Source organism: Bacterioplanoides sp., assembly GCF_965219715.1.
Taxonomy (GTDB): Bacteria; Pseudomonadota; Gammaproteobacteria; order Pseudomonadales; family Oceanobacteraceae; genus Bacterioplanoides.
Genome location: NZ_OZ244785.1, coordinates 1,331,618 through 1,353,834, shown reverse-complemented (window position 1 = coordinate 1,353,834; position 22,217 = coordinate 1,331,618). Strand labels below are relative to the sequence as shown.

The window sequence follows — 22,217 nt, the reverse complement described above, 5'->3', positions numbered from 1 at the left end:
CCACTAACCGTTAACAGCGTTGTTGTGAGGGAGGTTGCCAGTTTGGGTATTTGTACCCAGCGGGGCAGCTTCCTGCTCGACCAGCCATAGGGCAAAATCGAGGTCATCGACCATATCCAGTTCATCGTCGTCCAGCTCAGCATACGTTGCGATTAAGTCTAACGTATTCAGCTGAGATTCTTCACTGTATGCCAACGGAACTGTGTCTGGCAGCACACTTCCGGCCGGTTGCGGCAGGTTGTTGGCGCTGAAATACCACAAAGGTGCGGCGAGTAATAAACTCGCTGCAAGGCTGAGCGATGTTTTTGGCCAGTGACGAATACGGCTGAGCAATACCACGTTATCCGTGCGGCTGTTCTGTTGGCCTGCTGTCTGGGCAGCCTGTAACGCTTTTAACCGCGCAGCTTTCAGCTTATCGAGGGTGGCCGGGTCGATATTGTCCAGGCTGTTATCGAGTTGCTGTGAAACCTTTTTTTCTAAATCATCAGGCCTGTTCATAAATCACCTGTTGGAGTTTCTGTAAGGCGCGGAAGTGATGGGTTTTCACGCTGCCTGTACTGATTTTCATCATGTCGGCGGTTTCCTGTAACGAAAAGCCTTCCCAGCTGCGCAACATAAAACACTGTTGCTGCTGCAGCGGCAGGGCTTCAATTGCTGCCAAAGCTTGTTGCCCCAGCTGTTCCGTGTGCAGGTATTGCTCCGGGCTGAATTCCTGCTGGTTGGCATATTGTGCCATTTCTAACTCGCCTTCTTCGTCTTTATCAGAACGATTACCAGGCAGGAATCGTTCCGCTACAAACCACTTTCGCCAACGGCTCTGACTGCGATGGAAATCCATGATGCAGTTTTGCAGGATGGTGTAGAACAGCGGCCGCCATTGGCTGGCTTCCTCCGTCCCCTGATAATGGCCATAACTGCGTGCCAGCTTAATCATGCTGTCCTGGACAATATCCAGCGCATCGGCATCGCTCTTAACCGCCATCATCGCCATGCGATACGCTTTGCGTTCAACCGATGCCAGAAACTGATCCAGTGCCTCCGGCAGATCCGGCTGTGGTGCTGTGTCAGCGGTCATCCGTTTGCCGGTCTCTGCGGTTGTTTTGTGTCTTGCTGCATATCGTTCCCTTATTTGAGTCAAACGATGTTGGTTGCGTTCATAGCGTTATAACGAGTGTCACGCACAAAGGTTGACAGCATAGTGAAAAAAAATGCCTTTGTAGAAGGATGAACCTGACTTTTGTCCGGGGATCAAAAACAGAACAAATGTTTTCTATACTCAGGTAAAACTACAAAAACAGGACAGGCCATGCACTCTTACGGTGATCACGACATCCTGGTGCAGGGACAGGTTGTCACCCTGACAACCGCGTCGGCTTTTAACGGTGAAGGTATGAAGCTGGCGTATCGCAATCTGCTGACGAATACGCTGGATCTGGGTGACTGGGTGTTGTTGATTAAAGGCAATGGCGAATCCGGTGCCACCCCCGATGCGCTCGAGCAAGGCGCCGAGCTGTCGACCCTGTTGCCGGATATTGGCTGTATTGGTGTGGTGACGTTAAATCGCACTTTATTAATGCAGGATCTGGCCCATCACGTGTTTGGTCCCAGTGGCTTGCCATTATGCGTCACCAGTGATGCTGTCGAAGCCCAGGCGTTTATTCAGGAGCTACTGGCGCCACACGACTGATCAGTTGTAATCGGGCAGGCCCGAATTTGTCGTTATCGGGACATGAACTGACGCGACGCAGCACTGCCGGATCGCTTCTCGCGCTTTAGACTGAGGCGGTAAAATAATAAGAGACGCCTCCATGCAATTCCTTAATGTTAAATCCGTTCTGATTTGTCTGTTGCTGGCTGCCTGCAATCCGGCACTGGCAGAAAGCTACATTTATCTGACAAATAACACTAACCAGACGCTGACGCTGGATATCGAGCAAAGCGGTTCTCCGCTGGTAAAAGGTGAGCACTGGTGGCAGCTGGCCACAACCGTTGCACCTTACGCCACGGTACGTTTTCTGGAAACCAATCGCGATACCGGTATCAAGTGGGGCAAAACCTACTATTACAATACGACGGTGACGGCAGAAGACGGCAGTACAGCGTTACTGCAGCAACGACTGAAAGGTACCTGGAATTTCAGCAACATCTGGCACGGTACCGGTCAATCTCCGTGGTATGACGATCGTGGCCTGTACTCCGTGCGCCAGGACTTCGCTGGCAAGTCATCAACCATTGCTTTTAAAGCGGAAAGTGCGCGTGTTAATGGTGACGACATTTATTACGTGATTCATCCGGATCGCCAGGCACCGCAGATAGGGTTATCAAATCAACTCAATGTTCTGGCCTATAACGTCTGGGCTCTGTTACCCGGGCTGGTGGCAAAAGATACCAGCGACCGTCTGACGGAAATGAGCAAGCAATTGGATGGCTATGACGTGATTGTTTTCTCTGAATTATTTGAGAATAACCGTCGTGAAACTTTCCTGAATCGCATTCGCAGCGAATACCCATACCAGACCCGTGTTGTGGATCGCAGTGGCGCAATTGAAGATGGTGGCGTACTGATTGTCAGCCGCTGGCCAATTGAGCATGAAGATCAGATCACGTTTTCCAGTTGTGATGCTGACGACTGTCTGGCGGCGAAAGGTGTGATGTACGCGCGCATTAATAAAGGTGGCCAGAAGTACCACGTGTTCGGTTCGCACACCCAGGCCTGGACGGCTGCCGAGAATCAGGCAACCCGGGCGCAGCAATTCTCGGAAATGAAATCCTTTATTGATCAGCAAAATATTCCGGCCAGTGAGGCTGTGGTTATTGCTGGTGATTTAAACGTCGATAAAACCAACTTCCCGGCAGAGCATCTTGAAATGCTGAATACGCTGAATGCCACGGAAGTGCAGCAGGTAGCGGGCAGTTACGCTTATACCGCTGACGGTAATGTGAATGCCTGGACCGATGGTCGACCTGAGTTCCTCGATTATGTACTGACCTCAAATGCACATTTACAACCACAGCAGGCCAGCACTGACGTGCTGGTTCCGCGCAGTATTGCTGCCAGTGTATTCACCAAGTACGACCTGTCTGACCACTTCGCGATCGAAGCAGAGCTGACGTTTGATACTCCGGCAGTTGATCCTCTGAGTGTGTTATTCCGTCAGTTAAAAGACGGCCGCAGCGGAAAGTGTCTTGATTTTCCGGGTACGGTTCCCGCTAACGGTGCCGCAGCGGTGATTTATGACTGTGCGGATGTTGACTGGCAAAAATGGCAGTACAACGCCGACAGCGGTTTATTACGTAACAAAGTGAACCCGGATTATTGCCTGGATAACAAAGGTGAGCGTTACGCCGGTGGTGGTGTGCATGTATGGCAATGCGTACCAGGTAGCGTCAATCAGCAATGGGACTTTGTGAATGGTTCGTTACGCCCGCGCGCCAATCAGGCAGTTGCTCTGGATGCGTATGGAACCGACAACAACAGCCAGGTCGGCCAGTGGACGGTTCATGGTGGTGCTAATCAACAGTGGTCATGGGGACGCTAACGTCCTTAATGACACGCTGGCTAAATAGTGAATAACAATAAAAAATAACAGGAAGATCATGATGAATAAAAAAATACTTTCTCTGCTCTCCGGGTTAATGCTGTCTGCTCATGGGCATGCCATGAGTGGTGCTCCGGCGACGGCTGAAATCGATAATACGGCCATCGGTAATCACCAGCAGAGCTGGGAATACAAAGCATTGATGCACCAGAACCTGCTGGATAACGCGACACCCTTGTCTCAGGGTTTTCAGGTAATGGGCCACAACGCATACAACAGCAGTGCTTACAGTGCGATTGTACATATCGATCCGAATCATTCGTTATCGATTACCGAAATGCTGGATCTTGGCGTGCGCACTATCGAAATGGACTACCACTGGGTGTGGCAGACCAAAGATCTGCCGGGCGGCAACGCGTTGCTGATGTGTCACGCCGGTGATAACGATATTGGCTGTAGTGGCCTGGAGCGTTACCTGCACGAAGGTGTGGAAGAGGTAAATCGCTGGTTGCGTAAAAACCCGAAAGAAGTTGTTGTGCTGTATTTTCAGGATGATGCTGAAGGTAACGATGACGAGCTGGTTAAAGCCGTCGCTTCGATTGATGATCTGATTTACAAACAGCCAGCAGGGCAGTGCGATAACTTTACCAATATGGTGAAGAACACATCGGAAGAGGATGTGTTAAATGCAGGTAAGCAGGTCATTATCATGGGCAGCAGTTGTGCTAATCGTGGTCCGTGGACTGGTTACTCCTGGAACAGTATTCACAACTGGGTGTCCGGTGGTGGTCAGGCGATTCTTGACCGGAGTGAGGCGGATTGTCTGGCCGATAAAGGCAAGCAGGACGGCGCTCACCGGATCTGGGAAGATGCGACCAATCTGAGTGCCGCCTTTGGTGATCCGGGCCCGCGTATCGATGCCGCGCTGGCAGCAAAAGCGGCGCGTTGTGGCATTGGCGCTTTATCTCTGGATGAAATCACCATCGGTGACTCTCGTCTACGCGCTTCCGTCTGGAGCTGGGACAACAACCAGCCGGATAATTCAAACGAAGAAGACTGTGCAGAATCCTGGGGCAATGGTCGTTTTAATGACCGTTCTTGTGGAGACAGCCTGCGTTTTGCCTGTAAAACCAGCGATGGTAAAAACTGGGCAGTTTCAAACGTAGCGGGTGTAAATACTACGGCAAATGGCCAATCGGCATGTCAGGCCCTGGGCGCGCAATGGTCGTTTGCTGTACCCACCAACAGCCAGCAGAACGAATGGTTGAAGCAGGCGAAAACTGCCTCCGGTGTTGAACGCATCTGGCTGAATTATCGTGATACTGAACTGGAAGGTGTTTGGACAACACCAAACCACTCGGTGAATTACAGCAATGGCATCATTTCTCTGAAAGCCATCGAGCCCGGATTCAGTTATGACTTCTACATGAAAGCGGTCGCTAACGGTTGTGAGTTCCAGTGGCAGGGTGGTAATGCAGGCAGTGGAGAGCGTAATGCTAAGTTCGATTGTGTTTCTAAGGGCGACAAAATGGTGTTTATCCCGGATTCACTACCAACGACTGCTGCTGACGGTAGCGTCAGTGTCCATGGCGTGATTAAAACCCATGCTGATGGTCATCAGTGTGGTCTGGAGTGGGATGGTTCTGAATCCGGCGGTGAGCGTAATGCGAAATTCGATTGCAGCGATCGTGCTGATCCTCTGACCATTACCAGTCGTTCAGATGGCACCAGTGAGCGCGTTATTATTCGCACTGACAACAATTGTGGTCTGGAATGGGACGGTTCGATGGACGGCGATAACGAGCGCAATGCCAAGTTTGATTGCAACCCGCGCTTTGACGAGTTCACCTTATATGGCACCAGCTTGCCTGGAGAATTCCGCGAAATCCGTGACAGCCGTACCGGGAAATGCCTCGATTTTGAAGGTTCTCAGCCGGTAAACGGTGCTCTGGCACTGGTTTGGGATTGTGCTGACGTTGCCTGGCAAAAATGGAAGTTTGAGCCAGCAACCGGTCTGCTGCGTAATCAGGCGAACCCGGATTTTTGCCTCGATCATGGCAGCAATCTGAATGACGGCGGCCGTGTTCACATGTGGCAATGTGCCAGCTGGAGTGATAACCAGAAATGGGACTTCGTTGGTAATTCGCTGCGTCCTCGTAACGGTCACGGCGTATCGCTGGATGCTTATGGCACGGATAATGGCGCCCAGGCTGGATTATGGTCACATCATGGCGGTGCTAATCAGCAGTGGCTCTGGAGTAACTGATAGTCTTGGCTGTTAATCGCGCTGTAATTAAAAAACGGTGTAGTTAACAAAATGGTGCGGCAAAAAACGGGCAGAACTCTCTGCCCGTTTTTTGTTGGTGGTTAAACACTGTAGGGCTAGGCCGGGTTGATTTGTAACCAATGATTTCATCATGGGCTGAACGATTTGTTACCAGTAGGTTTTTTGATCAGTTAGCGAAATATGCAAGGATAGGAATAATCTTCGCAAACTGGTGTCTCAATGGTGCAAGCATATTGTCACGGTGAATACCGTCTGGAAGAGCAGCAAGGCATTATTCGCGCTTATGTTGAGGGAGCATTTAATCTCGAAGGTATGCAGTTGTTCCATCGTGATGTCAGTCAGATCAGTGTGTCAATGGGGCAGTGGGCGCTGATGATTGTTGGTTCAAAGGATGCAATGGCAACGCCTGAAGCACTCGAAGCGGCTGAGCGTTTTGCCGAAAGCCTGGAGCAGGCAGGATGTGTGGCGATTGCCGTATACAATCTTAATCAGGCGATGAACGCCTTCAGTCGTAAGGTAAACCGCAAAAGCGGTTTACCGTTTCTTATTTCTGCAGACCTGAGCGAAAGCGAATGTTTCGTTCGTTCACATCTGGAACATTAATCTTTGATCAGCTCCGGGTGGATCATAGGAGCAACAAACGGTTTGTGCTGTTTGATCTCTTCCTGAGTTAAGCCATTCAGCTCGTACGGGAACACCAACCAGTCGTTGGTTTGATGCAGGCAGAAGTCGGGTTGGATTTCTGTGCGGTTAAATTCAGGACGCTGCCACAGGGTTGCGACTTTCACCTGAGACGGCATATTTCGCTTGAGTTTGCCTTGTAAGCGATTGATCACCGCCTCGATGTTGTGGCCGGTGCTGAATACGTCATCAACGATTAATAAACCGTCATCGACATTCAGATTTTCCACCAGATACTGAGTGCCATGTACACGAATTTCTTCCGGAGATTCCATGATGTCCTGATAAGCCGTCTGGCCACGATAGGAGGTGCGCAAGGCGATGTGATCGGTTTTGACGCCCAGTGTCTGCAGGCATTCCTGAACATAAATGCCCACTGAGCTGCCACCACGCCATAAGCCAACAATGAAGGTCGGGCGGAAGCCGCTTTCAAAGATGGATACACCTAAACGAAAAGCATCCTGAATCAGCTCTTCTTCATCGAGAAAACGTTTAGGCAAGGAAGCCGGGGCATTTTGAGCAGACGACATATGGGGGTTAATCCGTGATTCTTAATAGCAGTTTTATAACCAGAAAGGTATGATACACGACTGACCATACGGTCAGCTAATAGTTTTTGATATTGGTTGTCGCAGCGTCTGCGGCCGTAACAGAGAGCAATACAACATGAGTGAGAAACTCTACCTGACAGGACAAAGCTTGCTGGAAGATTCCTACCGGCTGGCGGAAAAAGTACTGTTAAGTGGCTTTCGTCCAACCTTTATGATCGCCGTATGGCGTGGTGGCGCTCCGATGGGCATTGCGGTTCAGGAATACCTGGCATACCACGGTATTGAAACGGACAATATCTCGATTCGTACCGCCTCTTATGCTGCGGGTATCGATCAGCAGGCAAAAACAGTTCAGGTATTTGGCCTTAACTATCTGGTCAAGAATATTCGCCACGAGGACAGTCTGCTGATTGTCGATGACGTGTTTGATACCGGTAAGTCAATTGATGCCATCATCAATGAATTAAGCCGTCGTGCACGTTTAAACACGCCACACGATATTCGAGTTGCGGTGCCTTATTACAAACCAGAGCGTAATAAGACCGACCGCGTGCCGGACTATTACATTCACGAAACCAGCTCCTGGTTAAAGTACCCGCATTCACTGGAAGGCCTGTCTGCTGCAGAGATTGAGAAGGGGCGCCCTGAGTTGTTCGACATCATCAAAGATCACCTGCCTGCAGAATAAACCGGTTATTCCCGCCTGAGCCAATCGCGGATATTACTCCAGCGATTGGCCAGCAAAGACGCAAAAATTAACCCACAGCCCATCATCTGTATTTCAGTCATTCTCTCACCAAACCAGGCAGCAGCAATCAAGGCTGTCCAGATCGGTTCCAGCACCATAATCACGGCAGCATGCGACGGCGAGGTCAGCCCCTGAGCATAGGTTTGCAGTAAAAAACGCGCCGCGGTACCAACCACCACACTGAGACTCAGCCACCAGAGCATATTGCCACTGATGTCATCCGGCCATTGCTCGGTTGCGATTGAAATTGGCAGCGCCACCAGGCCGACGATGCATAATTGAATCGCGCTTAAAGCCAGTGCGGGTATTCGGGTTGCGGCACGGCCATTGAGAATAAAGGTCAGAGAAAACAACACCGCGGCACAGAGAAAAAACAACTGGCTGGCTTCCGGCTGAAAGCCGTCTTGCAGCGCGAGTAATGCCATGCCGGCAATCGCCAGTGGCAGTGCCACCCAGGTGGAAGCGGCAACCGTTTCGCGAAAGAATAACAAGCTCAGCGGTGGCACCAGGACAACGGCCATGCTGGTGATAAAGGCGCCTTCTCCGAGATTATCTGCATAAAATAATCCCATGATCCAAAAACTCATGGCGCAGCCAAATACTGTCCCAACCCCGGCGGCGGCACGCCACTGTTCAGCAGATAATGCACGCAGTAATTTATGGCCAAATGCAGCAAGAATAATTCCGGCGAGCAAGAAACGACTGCCAACAAACAGTAAAGGTGGGAAGCCTGCCAACGCTTCTTTGGAGAACATCCAGCTGATGGCAGCCAGGAGTGTGACGACTATCAAGAAAACGTCGGCTTTTGTCGAATATTGCGGCACTCTGAAATCTACTCGGTTAATATGCGTGTGTTGGCTGAGATACAGCAGCTGATAATAAATACAGAGGTCATTATGTTCCAAAATCGTTTTATACGCTTGCCATTTGCTTGCCTGATTTTTTCTCCATTGATTGTTCTTCAGGGTTGCGGCGATTCAAAAGGTACCGAATCATCCGGTGATTTCGCCACCAGTGCTATTTCTGCTTTTTACGAAGTTGAAGCAAAAGCTAATTCTGCTCAGGGTGGTCATGATTACCGCCTGCAGGCTCGTTTCCGTCGTGGCAATGACATCCTTGAACTGGACGGCGGTGATCAGGTTGTTGTGTCAGGGCCGAATGAATACAGCCTGACCGAAACAAAGGTGTTTGGTGATGTGATTTACAACCGCACAGTGACCATTGAAAACCCACTGCGTACCAATTTTACGTTTAAGCTGGAGCGTAACAGCCAGCAGGATGCCGATCAGTCAAATATCACGGTACCGCAAGCGTTTGAAATTAATGAGCCACTTGCAGGAAGTACGGTGCAGCTGAACAGCTCGAAGCTGATGACGGTTCGTTGGTCGAATAACGACGATGATTCTGAAGGAATGAAGGTTACTCAGGATTATCGTTGTTTTACCACGGCACAGGGTGAGGTGTTGAGTCGCGAGGTAAGCAATACCTTCAGTGAAGCTGGTGGCGTAACCTCCGGTGTTATCAATGTGGGTGAGGCAACGCGAAACGGCAACTACTCACATTGCACAGTTGATCTGACTTTCAGCCGCACACGCCAGGGTTCTCTGGATCCGAAGCTGAAATCGGGCTCAACTAATGGCTACTTCGTAGATTCAGCAAGCAATATTCGTATTAACTTCTGATATTTTCTCGCGATATTGGCGTACTTTGACTGATATCGCGATTTTTCTTTTCCTTATGTAACAATATGTCCTGATTCTTCCTCATTTTGGCGCGATTGTACGAGAATGGCGCATTTATTGGTGCTAGACTCCATCCCACACCACGTTGACTGAACATTTGATCTTTCGAATTACAAACAACAAACGAAAGATGCGGTTCCAATGATCAGTCCAGAATCAAACAGCAGCGAAGACTGTTGTAACTAGCCGAAGATAATAAAAACGCGAGGCTGAGGGATGAAACTGGTTAAAACAATTGCCCTGTTTACCGGGCTGTTATGGATGTCTTCTGCGTCAGCGGAAATCTATCGTTGTCAGGACACTCAGGGGCACGTCATTTTTACTGACCGAGCTGATTTGTGTCCTGCCCAGCGCACCAGTGTTCATACCCAGAAAAAGCGCCGTCGCGTTAATCGTCAGTTTATTTCTCAGATTCCGGATTTATTGCAAACGCACCCGTTGGCGGACTTCCTCAAAGGCGGGCAAAACTACTGTGCGCCGGTTGCTGTTGCTAACTCTCTGTCCTGGTTGGCGGGCAAAAAAAGCGTCGATAATCAGATTCATCTTGCCGGTCGCCTGGCGAATTCCCGGTATATGAACTCCGCTGAAAAAGGCACAACTCCGGCGGCGTTGCTTAACGGTGTTGATACCTATTTTAAAGACCATGGACAACGTCCTAAAAAACTTGCTTTTCAGGGCTGGCGCTCGGTACCTGCAAAGTACCGCAGGGCGGCTGGCAGTCAGATCGATCTGAACTGGCTGGCGGACGGCATCAGTGAATCCAGTACGGTTTGGCTGAATGTTGGCTGGTACAAAAAGACGGACAAAAGCGGCAACTTTAAGCGTGTGGGAGGTCATTGGGTAACCTTAGTTGGCTACGAACTGAACAACGCCTATGGTCCGGAAAATCGTCTGATCGTTCACGACCCGGCGCCACGCTCCGGTGCTCAATTTGCCAATGAATACGTTAATCTGGAGCGGCAACATGGCGGCTTTCTGGTTGATAAAGATCACCAGCGAAAACAACGTCTCGCCGGTTTATACCGCATGAGTGGTGGCATGCACGTCAGCGAGCGAGCAGACTTTGCTCTGCTGGACGGTGCCGTTCGTCTGGATATGTAATCGCCAACACATTCCGCTGCTAACAGAGTTATACTGGCGCTGAATTACCCAGGCGCCGGATAATTATGTCTGAATCAACTCCGTTATCTGTCTATTATTATCACGATAATTTTCTCCATGTAATCTGCCAGACAAATCGTTTATATCGCGATTTATTATCGGCTTCCGAAAAAGACTTTATCGACGAATTTCTGCAGTTACCCGATGCCGTACAACAGCTTTATATCCGTTTATTGTGTCGCAAGGGGGATGTATTTCGTTTTGATAAACTCAAATACCCGGAAATTGCCAACCTTAAACTTGCTGCAAACAGTCTCGAGCAAAGCCAGTTTGTCTGCTGGTTGACCCCTGAACATATTGATGAGTTCTCCGCTGAAGCTCTGCTTAAGCTTTTTACAAAACCTGATCTGGTGCAGCTGTGGCTCAACTCTGATTTTTCATCGGACCACGCGGATTCAGATATACCGGTAATGGGAAAGGCGGCACTGAACAAATTGGCCCGACCAGCACTGGAGCAGTTGTGTCTGGAGCACTGGTCAAAAATCAGCGTGGATTTATTCAATTACCCCATGTTGGGAGTGTATGGTGAGCTGGAATTAACCACCTTCAAATTGCTGTACTTTGGTAATTTACATCAGGACTTTACCGATTTTGTATTGCGTGATCTGGGTATTTATCAATATGAGACATATCAGATCGGGCAGCAGTCTCGTGGCTTTTCTGATCGTGGCCAGATCGATGCTTATCTGGATTATTATCAACTTTTTGAATCTCAGAAAGATTTAAAAGACTGTGATCCATCGCAGTTGCTGTTGTTGGATCAGCAATGGCAGCAACAATTGGCCAGTGACGCTGTGCAGTCAGAGAAACGGTTATTGCAACGTATCAGCCGTCGGCGGTTGGAAATTGCCCGGCAGCTGGAGCGTTTGGGAGAAGCCGACCCGGCGTTAAACATTTATTCCGGGTGCATGTTACACCCGTCACGGGAGCGTCAATGCCGGATTCTGTTTAATCGCGGGGAATTTAATCGTTGTGCCATGTTGTGTTTGCAGATTTGGCAGTCTCCCTGGATCGAGCAGGAGCGCCAGTTTGTTCTGACTTTTATGGCTCGGGTGATCAAAAAACTGAAAACTCAAACGGACGAGACTGCCGATGCCCAGCTATTGCAGGCTTGTGATTCGGTTAGGCAGCAACAGCAGTCACCCAAGGAATATTTACTCACCGCTGAGCGTGATCCGTGTTGGCAGAATGATGGTGTTGAGCAAGCGGCTTTGCAGGCTTTGTCTCTGTTTAAGAAACAACAAAAAGAACCCGAAGGTCAGGGGTTTTATGTTGAAAACAGTTTAATAAATTCGGTATTTGGTTTGTTTTTCTGGCCAGTAATTTTTGCTGAGGTTCCCGGTGCTTTTTATCATGCGTTCCAGTACAGACCGGATGATTTGTACGACCCGGACTTTCTTCAAAGTCGCCAGGCTGAATTTAATCCGCTTAATAAGTTATTGGTGGATGAAGCGAATAAACCTGAATTTAAACAGCGGATTAATCAGGCTATCAGCGAAAAGTTTGCTATTACGAACGCGTTTGTTTTTTGGGGTGTTATGAATCCGGAATATGTTTCGATGCTAAACAAAGCACTTGATGTTATTCCGTTGCAGCACTGGAAACTGTTGTTTGACTATATCTGGCGTGACATTAAAAACCATCGAAGTGGTTTGCCGGACCTGATCTGGCTATCAGAGGAAGATTATGAGCTGGTGGAAGTAAAAGGGCCGGGGGATACACTGCAGAAAAACCAGTTGGGCTGGCTGGAATACTTTTGTCAAAATCATATTCCAGCCGCAGTGTTATACCTTAAAGAATCTGGATAAGTGGTTATTGCCTGCTAATTAACTGGCCTTATCAAGGTTTCCTGCATGCCAGACATCAACCGCAACCTTGGTGCCAGGTTGGATGGCTGCCAGCTCGGCGACGTCGTCGAGAGCATCGCCCCAGATATTACAATTGCAGGCCAGTCGTGCTTCACCGTAACGGGATATCGGGGTTGCGCCATAGGCAATGGTGATGCAACTGCCATCAGGCCAGAAACCAATATCGCCGGGTTTGACGATGTTGGTCGCATCCCGCTCAAACGGCACTCGTATCGGGCAATCAAAAATGACCTCTCGGCCCCAGGTCTGGATGGTGGCTTCAAACGGAATGGCGTTAATGATGGCCTGTGCTGTAGCGGTTCGGCGCAGGGCTATGCGGATATTGGTGTTGTTAAAGCTCAGATTTAATATCGTCATAACCTTTCCTTCCAAGAACCCTTCAGTTAGGAAAAAGTTAGCAAATTCAGAGCGTGTTAGGCGCGTTTTTTTGTGTAAGATTTTGCGTAACAAATTTGCTACAGAATTGTTGTGTCAGGCAGGTGCGACAGGCGTGAATTAAAAACAATCCGCCAGTCTGAGCACTGGCGGATTTAGTTGATGCGATACTTTAACTTCGGTTACAAATCAGGCAGCGACCTGCTGGTTTTTAACCGCTTTATTCAAACAGGACAAAACGGCACTGAGGCTGGCGGCGACTATATCGGAATCCTGAGAGACGGCGGTGTAACGCTGCCCGCGGATATTCACTTGCATCAACGCCATCGCGCTGGCATCGGCACCTTCTCCCAATGAATGTTCATCAAATTGCACCACCTGAATTTCAGTACCGGTGGCTTTGTGAATGCCATCAATAAAAGCACTTATGGCGCCGCTGCCCTGACCGTGGATCAGGGTCATATCACTTTCATCACTGATGGCAGCCTGAATATGATGCTGTTTGCCCTGACGATCAATCTGATAGCTGGATAACTGGTATTGACCATCGAGATTCATAAAGTGATTACGGAAGCAGTCCAATACCTGGTTGGGTTCAACTTCACCTTGTTGTTGCTCCGCCAATGCCTGCACCGGCTCGGCGAATTCAACCTGCAACCAGCGCGGTAATACCACCCCCAGCTGTTGTTCTAACAAGTAGGCAGCACCGCCTTTGCCGGATTGGCTGTTAACCCGGATAACCGATTGATAACTGCGGCCCAGATCGGCCGGGTTAATGGGTAAGTAGGCAACATCCCACGGTTCGTTATCGTTCTGCTGGGTCAGGCACTTACGAATGGCATCCTGGTGGCTGCCGGAAAACGCGGTATATACCAATTCACCTAACCATGGGTGACGCGGGTGGGTTTTGATACTGGTGCAGGCTTCAACCGTGGCGATGATGTCGTCCGCCATGCTGATATCCAGTTGTGGATCAATGCCCTGGCTGTAAAGGTTCATCGCCATGGTGACGATGTCCATATTGCCAGTACGCTCGCCGTTGCCTAATAATGTGCCTTCAATACGGTCGGCACCAGCGAGAATCGCCAATTCGGCCGCGGCAACCGCGCACCCACGGTCATTATGAGTATGGATGCTGACGGTAATGGCATCACGCTTGTGTACATGATCGCAGAAGTATTCCACCTGATCGGCAAAGACATTTGGCATGGCCGATTCAACGGTCGCTGGCAGGTTGATAATGGCTTTTTTCTCGGGGGTAGGTTGCCATTGATCGATCACGGCATTACACACCTCAACCGCAAAATCGACTTCGGTACCGGAAAAGCTTTCCGGGGAATATTGGAATATCCACTCGGTACGTGGGTATTTTTTCGCTTCACTTTGCACTTTGGCCGCGCCGTGACGGGCAATATCGATAATGCCTTGCTTATCCAGACCAAACACTTTTTCCCGTTGTACCGGAGAGGTGGAGTTGTAGACATGAACAATGGCTTTGCGGGCGCCTGCTAATGCTTCATAGGTACGCTCGATTAATTCGTCACGGGCCTGAACCAGTACCTGAATGGTGACATCTTCCGGAATCTGATTGGCTTCAATTAACCAGCGTACAAAATCGAAATCCGGTTGTGATGCAGCCGGAAAGCCCACCTCAATTTCTTTGAAGCCCATATCCAGCAACAAACGCCACATGCGTTGCTTCTGCTCAACGGTCATTGGTTCAATCAGAGCCTGGTTGCCATCACGTAAATCAACGGAACACCAGTCTGGCGCCTGGCTGATGGTTTGCGATGGCCAGCGGCGATCAGCTTTCTGAATCGCTGGGAAAGGGCGATATTTCTGGTGATTAAATGTTCCGTTTGGCTGATTCATGGTGAAACCTTGCGTGATATTCTGAATTGTCGAAAAGTATAAGCAGTGTTTGGCGCTATTACTTTGCTAATTGACCTTTGTTGATGGTAATTTGTAGTGAAAGGTTGCTTGTTTTTATGGCATTTGAAGAATTTATTGCTCAGTAGTGGCGTTGGGAGGGAAAACTATGGCGTTAAAGCAGAAAGGACCAGCGGTTGAACTGGACCGTACGGACCGACGGATTCTTGAGTTGCTGCAGCGCGATGGCAGCCTCAGCAACCTTGAGCTGGCGGATAAAATTGGCTTATCACCGTCGCCCTGTTCGCGCCGGGTTAAAGCACTTGAAGATAGCGGGGTGATCGAAGGGTATCGGGCTCACCTGGATGCAAAAAAGCTGGGTTTGAATCTGATGGCGCTGATCAGCGTCAGTATGGATCGCCACACGCCAGAGCGTTTTGAGAATTTTGAACATCTTCTGCAGCAATGTCCTCAGGTGCTGGAGTGTTACCTGATCACCGGGCAGTCAGCCGATTACGTCATTAAGGTGGTGGTGGAAGACATGGATGACTTCCAGCAGTTCCTACTGGGAACCTTAACCCGCATTGAAGGGGTAACCGGCGTGCACTCCAGCTTTGTAATGCGTAAAGTACTGGATCGCAGTGCGATTGCGCTCAACTGATTTTTTGCCACGGAAGTAAGGACAACTATGGCTCAGCTGTTATCTCAGGTGGTTTTACCCATTGCTCTGGCAATTATGATGTTGGTGATGGGGTTATCGCTGCGCCCGGAGCACTTCAAACGCCTATTTGAGCAGCCCGGATTGGTGTTAATTGGATTGCTATTGCAATGGTTCCTGTTACCGGCGGTGGCCTTGTTGCTGGTTGTGTTGCTGCCGTTGCCAACCGCGGTGGTAGTAGGGCTGATTATTCTGGCTGCCTGCCCGGGGGGCGCAACGTCAAATATCATCAGTCACCTCAGTGGTGGTGATGCGGCGTTATCGGTCACCCTGACGGCGGTGATTAGTTTGCTGGCGCCTGTTACCGTTCCTCTCTGGGTAAATACACAGTTGCAGTGGCTGCAGCTTGACTCGCTCGATATCTATCTTCCCTGGACAAAAACGCTGTTACCTCTGCTGTTGGTGACTGTGGTGCCACTACTGCTTGGTATGGTATTGGCACACCTTTGCCCTCGCTGGACACAGCGCCATGGTTTATTGTTAAACCGATTAACGTTTGCGTTGTTCGCCGGTCTTGTGGCGACTCTGGCCTGGGCGAATGCTGAGCGCTTACCACAACTGTGGTCGGTAGTGACTCTGGCTTGTCTGGGGTTGTGCCTGATCGCTATGACATTGGCCGGGTTGATTGGCAAATTGGTCAGTCGCAATGATGCTATATCACGCACTTTTATGGTTGAGGTAGGTATTCAGAATGCCGGAACCGCTATGCTGGTTGCAGTGACCTTGCTCGATCGCCCGGATCTGGCGTTGGTTGCTCTGTTCTACGGTATCCTGATGAACCTGCCAGCCCTGATGTTGATTGCCGGGTATCAGTGGCGTCAGGGTGTCTATACTAAAGCGTAATGATTTATCGCCGCTGCTGATACGCTCTAAGGAAAGTCGGACTTTGAAGATACGGTTTAAGTCAATCGAAAGCAGACTCACACTCTACGTGCTGATCTTCAGCGTGCTGTTGGGGGTGTTTTTCAGTGCCATTCAGATTGGTTTTGACTACGTCGGTGATGAGCAGCGAGTTCAGCTACAAACCCGCGAAATGCTGCGTCGCCAGCAACCCAGCACAGCCTTAGCTTTATTTAATTACGACGAAAGTTCGCTGCAAACTGCGCTTGATAGTATGCGTATGAACCTCGGTATTGTTGCGGTTGAAGTGGTTGAATTCGGCAGCGACTTCCGGGTTCATTCGGGCTGGGATGCGGAGCAACGTAATACGCCGGATAACCGTGACCAGCTTCTGGTTTACCGGGTCGACCTGATGAAGCCTGTGACTTCGGTTGCCGGCGAAGACGAACTGGGAGTGTTGTCGGTATGGGTTGACCGGCGTCTGCTGCACAAAGGCTTTGAACAACGTGCCGGGCTGACTCTGGTTCTCGATGTATTACGCAACATCGTGTTAGCAGTGGTGCTGATTATGGTGTTTCGCGCGCGCCTCACCGGTCCGGTAAAGCGGCTGACGGAAAAAGTATTGCAGATAGATCCACAAGCGCCGATGCGCATCCCCCTCAAAGTTGAGTCGCAGTTGGAACAAAGCGAGCTTGATGACCTGGTTGCTAAGACCAATGCTTTGCTGGCATCGATGGATGAAGAAATGAGCCATCGCTATGTTGCCGAAAAGCAGGTGCGGTTTCTTAACGAGAAACTAGAAGAAAAAGTTCGCGACAGAACCCGGGAACTGCACGACACCAACCAACAGTTGCAAGCCAGTATTACCGAGTTAACAGAAACCCAGAGCTTGTTGGTTAAGGCGCAACACATGGCAGCGCTGGGGCAGTTGGCGTCCGGCATGGCACACGAAATTAATAATCCGATTGCGGTTGTATCCAGCAACCTCAGTACATTGAATGACTACCTGACGGATCTGATAGACCTTGCCAGTCAGGCCAGCCGGATTGAGCAACAGATTCCGGATGAAGCGATTAAAGCTCAGCTGAAAAAAATCCGGGACAGTGTTGATCTCGATTTTGTTGAGGAAGATGCGCCGGATTTATTACGCGCCTGTAGTGATGGTATCGAACGGGTTAAGCTAATTGTCAAAGAGCTGCAGACGTTTGTTGGTGGTGAAGACCAGGACATCAAAGAATTAAATGATCTCAGCGCATTGTTCTGGAAAGCGGCGCGTGAAAGCCAGGTTGATAGCAGTGCGGATATTCATATCAGTCACAACTTTGATTTGGTGGTCGACCCGATTCTGTGCAATAGCCAGCAGGTGGTGATGGTCCTGAGTAAGATTTTGCATAACGCGCAGGAGGCAATGCCTTGTGGAGGCACGATTGAAGCCGCGTTGTTGGAAGACAGTCATAACCTGGTATTGGCGATTAAAGATAACGGCGTAGGGATGACGGAAGAAGACTTACAGTTTGCCACCAACCCATTCTTTACCCGTAAGGAAGTTGGGCAGGGTATGGGTATGGGCCTGACGGTGGCGTACAACGTAATGGCCAATCACAACGGGTCGCTGGAAATTGATAGCGCTCCGGATGTTGGCACCTGTGTGACCTTGCGCTTTCCTCGTCAGTAAATCTGGCTGATCAGAATCAGTGACTCTCAATTTTTTCCCCAAGTAATTCCAGCCTGGCGCTTCGCTCACAGGTGTTGACTGGTGATGCTCACCAGTTTCGATAAGGTTGTTCTCAGCCATTCATGTGCCTGATCTTGTTCGCGGCTCTGATGCCAGATCAGTTTCAGCGGTGCCTGCGGATATTCAAACGGTAGTGGTGCGGACTGAAGTAATGGCCTGATATGCGCCTGATTCATCAAGCGCACCGGCACCACTGCAATTAAATCTGTCTGGGCGACAATTTCTGGAATCGAAATAAAGCTGGTGACGTGCAGGCGAACATCGCGCTGCAGATTCTTATGTCCCATCAGTTGTTCAATTGGCGTGCCTTGTTGATTGCGCGGCGAGACCGTGACATGACTGAGTTGCGCAAACTGCTCTAGTGTCAGCTCCGGGCTGAAGTCTGGATGATCTTTTGCGGCAATGACGACCAGATCTTCCTGATGTAATTCTTCACTGACCAGACCGGTGTGGTGATAGTCGATAAAATCGATTGCGACGTCGACGCGGCCGTCCTGCAGTCGTTGAGGAATATCACTGAGATGGTCCGGCTCGAATCGTAGCCGAACGTTGGGGGCCTGTTGTCGCAACAGTTTCATCAACCAGGGTGTGGCCAGGTATTCCACTGCCGGATTGGTACTGATGACAAACGTTTGCTGGCTGGTGGCTGGCTCGAAACTCTTTTGCTGTTGCCAGCCCTGTTCGATCAGCTGCAAGCCGTCGCGTACCTTGTTATACAGCGAGGTGGCTCTGGGAGTAGGTTTTAAGCCGCGACTGGTTCTGACGAATAACTCATCGTCCATGCGCTCGCGCAGGCGTTTCAGAGCATTGCTGACCGCAGGCTGACTCATATGCAGGCGTTCGGCTGCCCGCGATAAGTGCTGTTCTTCCATCAGTGCGGTAAACACCGGTAACAGGTTGAGATCAAGATTACGCAGACTCATTTGTTTTATTTGTCGTGGTGATAATGCTCTTTTGTATTATAAATTGGAGTTGATTGCCATCCCTGAGTAGAGTGAAATAAAGATTCAATAACAAAAACAAGAACACTTCGTGAGGTGAACCGGATGGCGTTTGATTATCAGAAGTTCCGTGAGCGTTATCGCGCAGAGATCAGCCCTTCCTACAACGGATGGCTGCATATGTTGGTAGTGGCAGTCACCGGTATTGTCGTTATTACTTACAGTCTGTCGCAAGTGGTGGCGCCAACGGCAGCTGAGTTACTGGTTGTGCCAATAACCATTATTGCGGTTAATTTTGCGGAGTATGCCGCACATCGCTGGATGGGCCACAAAAAAGGTAAAAACCCGCTGGCGCGTTTATTTTATTCCCGCCATACCGGAGATCATCACAGTTTTTTTGTTGAAACGGCGATGCCGGCGGAATCGGTGCGTGATTGGCGGGTGGTGTTGTTTCCGGCCTATCTCATTTTCGCGTTTTTGTTTGGCTTAATTCTGCCGTTTGGTGGATTGCTGATTTATTTCGGCCAGGAAAATATCGCTTATTTGTACGCCGCATCGGGTATTTTTGGCTACTTGTTTTATGAGGTGATGCATTTCAGTTACCACCTTCCTGACGGATCTTTTGTGGAAAAAACACCTTGCTGGAAACAGTTACGCCGATTGCATTTATTGCACCATGAGCGCGATCAGATGGCCGAAAAAAACTTTAATATCACCTTGCCTGTGTTCGATATATTGCTGAATACGCTGTACTGGAAACCTGAAAGTAGCGAAATTCGCACAGAAAAAAATCGGGCATAGCAGGCAGATCACGGATGTTATTAACTGAGCAATGGAAAAAGCCACTGTTTATTGTCGCGGTGCTGTTAGGTTACAGCTATATACTGTTATGGCCATTCCATCCCTACGCTGGCAGTTATCTGCTTAAAGCATCACCATTAATGATTATGGTTGTGTTGATGTTTAATCAGCGCTCTTTATCGCTTGGAATTCTGCAGAAATTTTTGTTTGTCGTGGCGATGTTGATGTCCGCAGTGGGGGATGTTTTTCTCGATTTCGATCGCGGTATTTATTTAAAACAGGCTCTGGCCAGTTTTCTGTTCGCACAAATTGCTTATATTGCCTTGTTCTGGCCGCAGCGCCAGATTAATAAGCGCAATTTTTTATTTGCACCGCTGTTAATTCTGGCTTCGGCTTTTATGCTCAGCCGGTTTTATCCGAATGCCGGTCCGTTGTGGTGGCCCGTGGTTATTTATGTCGTTTTTCTGGCCTGGATGGCGCTTGCGGCTTTGTGGAGCCGGGCCTGGCCAATTATGATCGGCGGCGTACTGTTTTTATGTGCAGATGGTCTTATCGGTGTTAACCGTTTCTGGATTCCGTTTGAATATTCAACCCCCGTGATTGTCACTCTTTATATCAGTGGTCAGTTATTGCTGAGTTACGGTGTGCTGTTTGGCTATCTGCGTGATGCGGCGCGTAAGGAGTTGCCGAACGCCGCCTGAATCGGTTAACGTCGCCGCTGAATGCATCAACAGATTCTGCAGTTATGGCAAAAGACAATAAACCGGTCGATTTATCGGCATTGTTAGCAGGCGGCCTGGGTTCCGCCAATACCGATTCCGACAACAGCGGTTCAGTATATTCAACCGAAGTAGGGCGCACTTGCCCGGGCTGTGGCAATGCTAAAAATGCTTGTTCCTGCTCTGATGAAACGTTACCACAGGGTGATGGTATTGTGCGGGTCAGCCGAGAATCGAAGGGCCGTGGCGGTAAGGTCGTGACGCTGGTGACGGGGATTCCGCTGGCGGGTGCCGAGCTGAAAACTCTGGCTAAAGAACTGAAGAAAAAGTGTGGCGTTGGCGGCGCGTTAAAAGACGGCGTTGTTGAGATTCAGGGCGAGCACCGCGATTTGCTGATAGCTGAATTGACCCGACGTGGCTTCAAGGCAAAAAAGTCCGGCGGTTGACGATATGATTGGCGAACCATTGTCGGCCAATCACAGTGTTTATACCAAAGCCTCAGATAATAGGCTTGGTGAATGCTGATAATCCTGCGACAATAGCGCTTTCTGCTGTATTGAGGGTTTCCTGTGAACCTGGATCGAATTGATCTTAACTTGTTGGTGTATCTGGATGTACTGCTGCGCGAAGGCAGCGTTACCAAGGCAGCCCAGCAGCTGGGTATTACTCAGCCTGCGATGAGTAACGGCTTACGTCGTTTGCGTGAACTGTTCTCTGATCCGATTCTGGTTCGTACCTCCGATGGCATGACACCCACTGAGCGTGCTCAGGAATTACAGCCGATGATACGCAAGGCTTTGGGGGAGCTGGAAGCCGCGTTGCAGCCGCTGGAAGACTTTGATGCAAAAATCAGTCATCGGGTATTCCGCATTATGGTGAGTGACTACGCAGAATCGACTCTGGTTCCGGAGCTGGTTAAGCGTTTACGCAACGATGCGCCGGATGTGATTCTCGATGTGCTCACGCCATCCGACGTAACCTTCAAAGACGTTGAAGCGGGCAAGGTCGATATGGCCATCAACCGTTTCGACGATATGCCGCAATCTTTCCATCAGATGACCTTATGGCAGGACGACTTCGTTTGTCTGGTTAACCCGAATCACCCTTTGGTTAATGAGTTTGACCTCGATGCTTATCTCACCAGTAAACACATCTGGGTGAGCAAAACCGGCATGGGTGCCGGTGTTGGTATCGATCCGGAAAAAGTTGTGCGTCTGGGCTGGGTTGATAATGCGCTGTCGAAGCTCGGTCATAAGCGCAAGATTTCGGTATTTACCCGTCATTATCAGATGCCGGCATTGTTGGCTCACAACAATGATCTGGTTGCCACTTTGCCACGCCGTGTGGCAGAAATGCAGGCAGAGTCGAGTACGCTGCAGGTAAAAGAGCCTCCTTTCTCAATCCCGCCGTTTGAGCTGAAAATGGCCTGGTCACCGCTGTTGCAGCACCACCAGGCACACCGCTGGTTGCGTCGCACCATTGTTGATGTTGCGCAGCAATGTCAGTGACAGCCAGGCAATTCTTCAACGACTGACAAACAAGCTGACTTTCACGACCTGATCATGCTTATTGATAAGGGTCAACGAATCCGTTTCTGGTATGTTTATGCTTGTTTTGCGGTCGAGGTTTGAACCGTTATTCA

General features: G+C 49.7%; 22 protein-coding genes. 15 read left to right on the top strand and 7 right to left on the bottom strand.

All coding sequences use genetic code 11. The features are described from left to right. Positions 1-3: 3 nt before the first annotated feature. On the bottom strand, positions 4-498 hold the full coding sequence (locus ACOQOZ_RS06725) for a DUF3619 family protein (RefSeq protein ID WP_420591504.1): 495 nt from the start codon (positions 496-498) through the stop codon (positions 4-6). Next, positions 485-1,075: an RNA polymerase sigma factor gene (locus ACOQOZ_RS06720; protein WP_420591503.1), complete on the bottom strand. Its 591-nt coding sequence runs from the start codon at positions 1,073-1,075 to the stop codon at positions 485-487. The genes ACOQOZ_RS06725 and ACOQOZ_RS06720 overlap by 14 nt, the downstream gene beginning before the upstream one ends. A 231-nt stretch (positions 1,076-1,306) precedes the next feature. Here ACOQOZ_RS06720 and ACOQOZ_RS06715 point away from each other — a divergent pair, with 231 nt between their 5' ends. The 4 genes from ACOQOZ_RS06715 (at position 1,307) to ACOQOZ_RS06700 (ending at position 6,429) form a co-directional block, all read left to right on the top strand. Continuing rightward, the gene (locus ACOQOZ_RS06715; protein ID WP_420591502.1) at positions 1,307-1,687 is read left to right on the top strand and encodes a hypothetical protein; all 381 of its coding nucleotides are present in this window, start codon (positions 1,307-1,309) and stop codon (positions 1,685-1,687) included. A 121-nt stretch (positions 1,688-1,808) separates the two neighbouring features. Continuing rightward, complete coding sequence (locus ACOQOZ_RS06710) at positions 1,809-3,539, top strand: ricin-type beta-trefoil lectin domain protein (protein ID WP_420591501.1); 1,731 nt, start codon at positions 1,809-1,811, stop codon at positions 3,537-3,539. Positions 3,540-3,597: 58 nt separating this feature from the next. Beyond that, a complete protein-coding gene (locus tag ACOQOZ_RS06705) occupies positions 3,598-5,805 on the top strand; it encodes a ricin-type beta-trefoil lectin domain protein (protein ID WP_420591500.1) in 2,208 nt (735 codons plus the stop codon). 240 nt (positions 5,806-6,045) lie between these two features. Then, complete coding sequence (locus tag ACOQOZ_RS06700) at positions 6,046-6,429, top strand: hypothetical protein (RefSeq protein ID WP_420591499.1); 384 nt, start codon at positions 6,046-6,048, stop codon at positions 6,427-6,429. Here ACOQOZ_RS06700 and ACOQOZ_RS06695 read toward each other — a convergent pair. After that, on the bottom strand, positions 6,426-7,037 hold the full coding sequence (locus ACOQOZ_RS06695) for a phosphoribosyltransferase (protein WP_420591498.1): 612 nt from the start codon (positions 7,035-7,037) through the stop codon (positions 6,426-6,428). The two genes, ACOQOZ_RS06700 and ACOQOZ_RS06695, sit on opposite strands and share 4 nt — an antisense overlap. 136 nt (positions 7,038-7,173) lie before the next feature. Between ACOQOZ_RS06695 and ACOQOZ_RS06690 the strand changes: the two genes are divergently transcribed. Continuing rightward, positions 7,174-7,746: a phosphoribosyltransferase gene (locus tag ACOQOZ_RS06690; RefSeq protein WP_420591497.1), complete on the top strand. Its 573-nt coding sequence runs from the start codon at positions 7,174-7,176 to the stop codon at positions 7,744-7,746. 5 nt (positions 7,747-7,751) lie between these two features. Here the strand turns inward: ACOQOZ_RS06690 and ACOQOZ_RS06685 are convergent, their stop codons facing one another. Beyond that, positions 7,752-8,630: a DMT family transporter gene (locus ACOQOZ_RS06685; RefSeq protein WP_420591496.1), complete on the bottom strand. Its 879-nt coding sequence runs from the start codon at positions 8,628-8,630 to the stop codon at positions 7,752-7,754. 72 nt (positions 8,631-8,702) lie between these two features. On the opposite strand from ACOQOZ_RS06685, the gene ACOQOZ_RS06680 reads away from it, so the two are divergent. The 3 genes from ACOQOZ_RS06680 to ACOQOZ_RS06670 all read left to right on the top strand — a co-directional run bounded on the left by ACOQOZ_RS06680 (position 8,703) and on the right by ACOQOZ_RS06670 (position 12,517). Continuing rightward, positions 8,703-9,488 (top strand): hypothetical protein, encoded by a 786-nt coding sequence (locus tag ACOQOZ_RS06680; RefSeq protein ID WP_420591495.1) that lies wholly within the window; start codon positions 8,703-8,705, stop codon positions 9,486-9,488. A gap of 276 nt (positions 9,489-9,764) precedes the next feature. Further along, positions 9,765-10,649 carry a DUF4124 domain-containing protein gene (locus ACOQOZ_RS06675; protein WP_420591494.1) on the top strand — a complete coding sequence of 295 codons (885 nt, stop codon included), beginning with the start codon at positions 9,765-9,767 and terminating at the stop codon, positions 10,647-10,649. Positions 10,650-10,714: 65 nt separating this feature from the next. Further along, on the top strand, positions 10,715-12,517 hold the full coding sequence (locus ACOQOZ_RS06670; protein WP_420591493.1) for a VRR-NUC domain-containing protein: 1,803 nt from the start codon (positions 10,715-10,717) through the stop codon (positions 12,515-12,517). An 18-nt stretch (positions 12,518-12,535) separates the two neighbouring features. On the opposite strand, the gene ACOQOZ_RS06665 is transcribed toward ACOQOZ_RS06670, so the two are convergent. Together ACOQOZ_RS06665 and ACOQOZ_RS06660 are read right to left on the bottom strand one after the other, a co-directional pair. After that, the gene (locus ACOQOZ_RS06665; RefSeq protein ID WP_420591492.1) at positions 12,536-12,934 is read right to left on the bottom strand and encodes a cyclophilin-like fold protein; all 399 of its coding nucleotides are present in this window, start codon (positions 12,932-12,934) and stop codon (positions 12,536-12,538) included. Positions 12,935-13,141: 207 nt separating this feature from the next. Further along, positions 13,142-14,824, bottom strand: coding sequence for a 2-isopropylmalate synthase (locus tag ACOQOZ_RS06660; RefSeq protein WP_420591491.1), 1,683 nt, complete (start codon positions 14,822-14,824; stop codon positions 13,142-13,144). Between the two features lie 166 nt (positions 14,825-14,990). Here ACOQOZ_RS06660 and ACOQOZ_RS06655 point away from each other — a divergent pair, with 166 nt between their 5' ends. The 3 genes from ACOQOZ_RS06655 to ACOQOZ_RS06645 all read left to right on the top strand — a co-directional run bounded on the left by ACOQOZ_RS06655 (position 14,991) and on the right by ACOQOZ_RS06645 (position 18,054). Then, positions 14,991-15,482: an Lrp/AsnC family transcriptional regulator gene (locus ACOQOZ_RS06655; protein ID WP_420591490.1), complete on the top strand. Its 492-nt coding sequence runs from the start codon at positions 14,991-14,993 to the stop codon at positions 15,480-15,482. A gap of 27 nt (positions 15,483-15,509) precedes the next feature. Then, on the top strand, positions 15,510-16,382 hold the full coding sequence (locus tag ACOQOZ_RS06650; protein WP_420591489.1) for a bile acid:sodium symporter family protein: 873 nt from the start codon (positions 15,510-15,512) through the stop codon (positions 16,380-16,382). An 88-nt stretch (positions 16,383-16,470) separates the two neighbouring features. Next, positions 16,471-18,054, top strand: a complete 1,584-nt coding sequence (locus ACOQOZ_RS06645) for a sensor histidine kinase (RefSeq protein WP_420591488.1) — start codon at positions 16,471-16,473, stop codon at positions 18,052-18,054. Between the two features lie 65 nt (positions 18,055-18,119). Here ACOQOZ_RS06645 and ACOQOZ_RS06640 read toward each other — a convergent pair whose 3' ends face one another. Continuing rightward, entirely contained in the window at positions 18,120-19,037 is a 918-nt protein-coding gene (locus ACOQOZ_RS06640) for a LysR substrate-binding domain-containing protein (RefSeq protein ID WP_420591487.1), read from the bottom strand. A 123-nt stretch (positions 19,038-19,160) separates the two neighbouring features. Between ACOQOZ_RS06640 and ACOQOZ_RS06635 the strand changes: the two genes are divergently transcribed. From ACOQOZ_RS06635 to ACOQOZ_RS06620, 4 genes are all read left to right on the top strand, one after another. Then, positions 19,161-19,856 carry a sterol desaturase family protein gene (locus ACOQOZ_RS06635; protein ID WP_420591486.1) on the top strand — a complete coding sequence of 232 codons (696 nt, stop codon included), beginning with the start codon at positions 19,161-19,163 and terminating at the stop codon, positions 19,854-19,856. Between the two features lie 14 nt (positions 19,857-19,870). Then, complete coding sequence (locus tag ACOQOZ_RS06630) at positions 19,871-20,557, top strand: lysoplasmalogenase (RefSeq protein WP_420591485.1); 687 nt, start codon at positions 19,871-19,873, stop codon at positions 20,555-20,557. A 44-nt stretch (positions 20,558-20,601) separates the two neighbouring features. After that, entirely contained in the window at positions 20,602-21,021 is a 420-nt protein-coding gene (locus tag ACOQOZ_RS06625; RefSeq protein ID WP_420591484.1) for a translation initiation factor Sui1, read from the top strand. Positions 21,022-21,144: 123 nt separating this feature from the next. After that, positions 21,145-22,083 (top strand): LysR family transcriptional regulator, encoded by a 939-nt coding sequence (locus tag ACOQOZ_RS06620; RefSeq protein ID WP_420591483.1) that lies wholly within the window; start codon positions 21,145-21,147, stop codon positions 22,081-22,083. The last annotated feature ends 134 nt before the right edge of the window (positions 22,084-22,217 follow it).

Coding starts and splice junctions, on each gene's coding strand:
- ACOQOZ_RS06725 (WP_420591504.1), bottom strand. CDS start 498: ATGAACAGGCCTGATGATTTAGAAAAAAAGGTTTCACAGCAACTCGAT.
- ACOQOZ_RS06720 (WP_420591503.1), bottom strand. CDS start 1,075: ATGACCGCTGACACAGCACCACAGCCGGATCTGCCGGAGGCACTGGAT.
- ACOQOZ_RS06715 (WP_420591502.1), top strand. CDS start 1,307: ATGCACTCTTACGGTGATCACGACATCCTGGTGCAGGGACAGGTTGTC.
- ACOQOZ_RS06710 (WP_420591501.1), top strand. CDS start 1,809: ATGCAATTCCTTAATGTTAAATCCGTTCTGATTTGTCTGTTGCTGGCT.
- ACOQOZ_RS06705 (WP_420591500.1), top strand. CDS start 3,598: ATGATGAATAAAAAAATACTTTCTCTGCTCTCCGGGTTAATGCTGTCT.
- ACOQOZ_RS06700 (WP_420591499.1), top strand. CDS start 6,046: ATGGTGCAAGCATATTGTCACGGTGAATACCGTCTGGAAGAGCAGCAA.
- ACOQOZ_RS06695 (WP_420591498.1), bottom strand. CDS start 7,037: ATGTCGTCTGCTCAAAATGCCCCGGCTTCCTTGCCTAAACGTTTTCTC.
- ACOQOZ_RS06690 (WP_420591497.1), top strand. CDS start 7,174: ATGAGTGAGAAACTCTACCTGACAGGACAAAGCTTGCTGGAAGATTCC.
- ACOQOZ_RS06680 (WP_420591495.1), top strand. CDS start 8,703: ATGTTCCAAAATCGTTTTATACGCTTGCCATTTGCTTGCCTGATTTTT.
- ACOQOZ_RS06675 (WP_420591494.1), top strand. CDS start 9,765: ATGAAACTGGTTAAAACAATTGCCCTGTTTACCGGGCTGTTATGGATG.
- ACOQOZ_RS06670 (WP_420591493.1), top strand. CDS start 10,715: ATGTCTGAATCAACTCCGTTATCTGTCTATTATTATCACGATAATTTT.
- ACOQOZ_RS06665 (WP_420591492.1), bottom strand. CDS start 12,934: ATGACGATATTAAATCTGAGCTTTAACAACACCAATATCCGCATAGCC.
- ACOQOZ_RS06660 (WP_420591491.1), bottom strand. CDS start 14,824: ATGAATCAGCCAAACGGAACATTTAATCACCAGAAATATCGCCCTTTC.
- ACOQOZ_RS06655 (WP_420591490.1), top strand. CDS start 14,991: ATGGCGTTAAAGCAGAAAGGACCAGCGGTTGAACTGGACCGTACGGAC.
- ACOQOZ_RS06650 (WP_420591489.1), top strand. CDS start 15,510: ATGGCTCAGCTGTTATCTCAGGTGGTTTTACCCATTGCTCTGGCAATT.
- ACOQOZ_RS06640 (WP_420591487.1), bottom strand. CDS start 19,037: ATGAGTCTGCGTAATCTTGATCTCAACCTGTTACCGGTGTTTACCGCA.
- ACOQOZ_RS06635 (WP_420591486.1), top strand. CDS start 19,161: ATGGCGTTTGATTATCAGAAGTTCCGTGAGCGTTATCGCGCAGAGATC.
- ACOQOZ_RS06630 (WP_420591485.1), top strand. CDS start 19,871: ATGTTATTAACTGAGCAATGGAAAAAGCCACTGTTTATTGTCGCGGTG.
- ACOQOZ_RS06625 (WP_420591484.1), top strand. CDS start 20,602: ATGGCAAAAGACAATAAACCGGTCGATTTATCGGCATTGTTAGCAGGC.